General features: G+C 41.9%; 1 protein-coding gene. It reads right to left on the bottom strand.

Features of this window, described 5'->3' with window-relative positions:
* Positions 1-500: 500 nt before the first annotated feature.
* Complete coding sequence (locus tag HK25_RS11410; protein WP_086636290.1) at positions 501-1,193, bottom strand: aspartate/glutamate racemase family protein; 693 nt, start codon at positions 1,191-1,193, stop codon at positions 501-503.
* Positions 1,194-1,724: the final 531 nt, after the last annotated feature.

Here is a 1,724-nt window from a genome sequence, read left to right as displayed (position 1 = left end):
TGTCCGCAATCCATATCGCTGCAAGCTTCATCTTCTATCTCAAAGAATGAGTCCTGAGCCTAGATGCCACATGATGCCGTTCAGTCGTTCCATATTTGTTACGTAGTTACTATCCATTACCTGTTCTTATCAATGAAAGCATTTAGTGTTTCAGCATCTTGGCAATCTATTATCTCAAGGCAATACAGTTTTTTGGTAACCGGTCCAACTTGGATGCAAAAGGCCGTGATGCTCATGTCGGCTGACAAGTGAAGAAGCGCACAATACGCACGTGAGGCAATCGCCTCTTTAAGCCGATTAGCGACTTAGGAGGAAGCGGAATGTCTATTTTCTGGAAGATGGAATTAAAAGCAGACGTTCAGATCAATCTCAGGATAAAGTATTGAGAGTAAGACGTTCCCTGTTCAAACTGGAAAATTACTTTTATCAGATTTGAAAAGATAATATCGATTGCTGATAATGAAAATTTAGTCTTTCTCTCATAAACCTTATGAATATTTCTATAGTTTTATAGAAGACAGAAGTGCTTTTGAATGAATTTCGAGCGTATCCAGGCATGGAATCGAGAGCGTGACATCGTTAAAAAGAAGTGGCAGTTCTGTACATCCAAGAACAACAGCATCTATGCCGGATTGAATAATCATCCTTTGAATAATATTCAAAAATTCAGCCTGCGTTGACGGCTTAGCTATTCCATGTTCCAGTTCAGCTGAAATTTTTTCCACCACGAAATCAAAGTCACGTCCTGCGGGGATCACTACGTCTATTCCGACTTCTCTGAAGGGTTTCTTGAAGAAGTCCTCTTCCATGGTAAAACGGGTGCCCAGCAGACCTAATTTTTTCACATTTTGTGTTTTGGCTTCATCGCGCGTTGTTTCGATAATGCTTATAAGCGGTACAGAAGAGTGTTCACGTAAGGCATCAAAAACAATATGAGGCGTATTTCCTGTAAGAGACACGATCTCGCAGCCCGCTGCTATGAGATTATTGATGCCGCCAACGAGATACTGCGTTAATCCATCATAGTCTCTGTCCGAGCAATATTTGAGAACATTGAAAACATTGAGGCTTTCTATCGTCAGGTTAGGAAAAAATTCTTTTCCGATCTGCTTGTTGGCTCCATAAACAATTTTCTTGTAGTAAATGAGCGTGGATTCTGGACCAGTCCCGCCGATTAAACCAAGTTTTTTCATATTGATCTCCCCCGATATGCAGACTGCTGTATCATAATTCAGAACGCCAGCTCTTTATTATAGTGAATGGGCTTTAGAAGAAGTTTGATGAGCTGGTCGTCGTCTTCCTGTTTGGTGGGGACTATTGCCATGTCAGCTTTCCGGAAGCGCAAATTTTGTATTTGAAGCCCGACATGCAGGAGAAGACTGCCTTATACTTTAGGATTAGCGATTGGTTCCTTCTTCCACCGATAACAACAACGGAGAGGGGTGAAAATCCCCTTTCATACTGGAGCGATGTTAAAACTGTGACTGGGTATGCCAAGCTGATGCCAGATGCTTACAAGGGCCAGATAAACAACTGGTGGGAGCATGGCCCAGAGGTCTAAAAAAACTTCACGGATTCTTCACAGATAGATATGCACGAATCCATATGATTATAGATAGATGCAGATAATAAATTTTAGGGGAATGTCTTAAAAAATCGGAGTTTTCTGCGACAGGAATGGTGGGCGCAGCAGGGATTGAACCTACGACCCCTACCATGTCAAG

It is taken from the genome of Acetobacter sp. DsW_059, from assembly GCF_002153695.1.
Lineage (GTDB): Bacteria > Pseudomonadota > Alphaproteobacteria > Acetobacterales > Acetobacteraceae > Acetobacter > Acetobacter thailandicus.
Note: the sequence above shows the minus strand (reverse complement) of the source record. Positions and strands in the feature narration are given on the sequence as shown.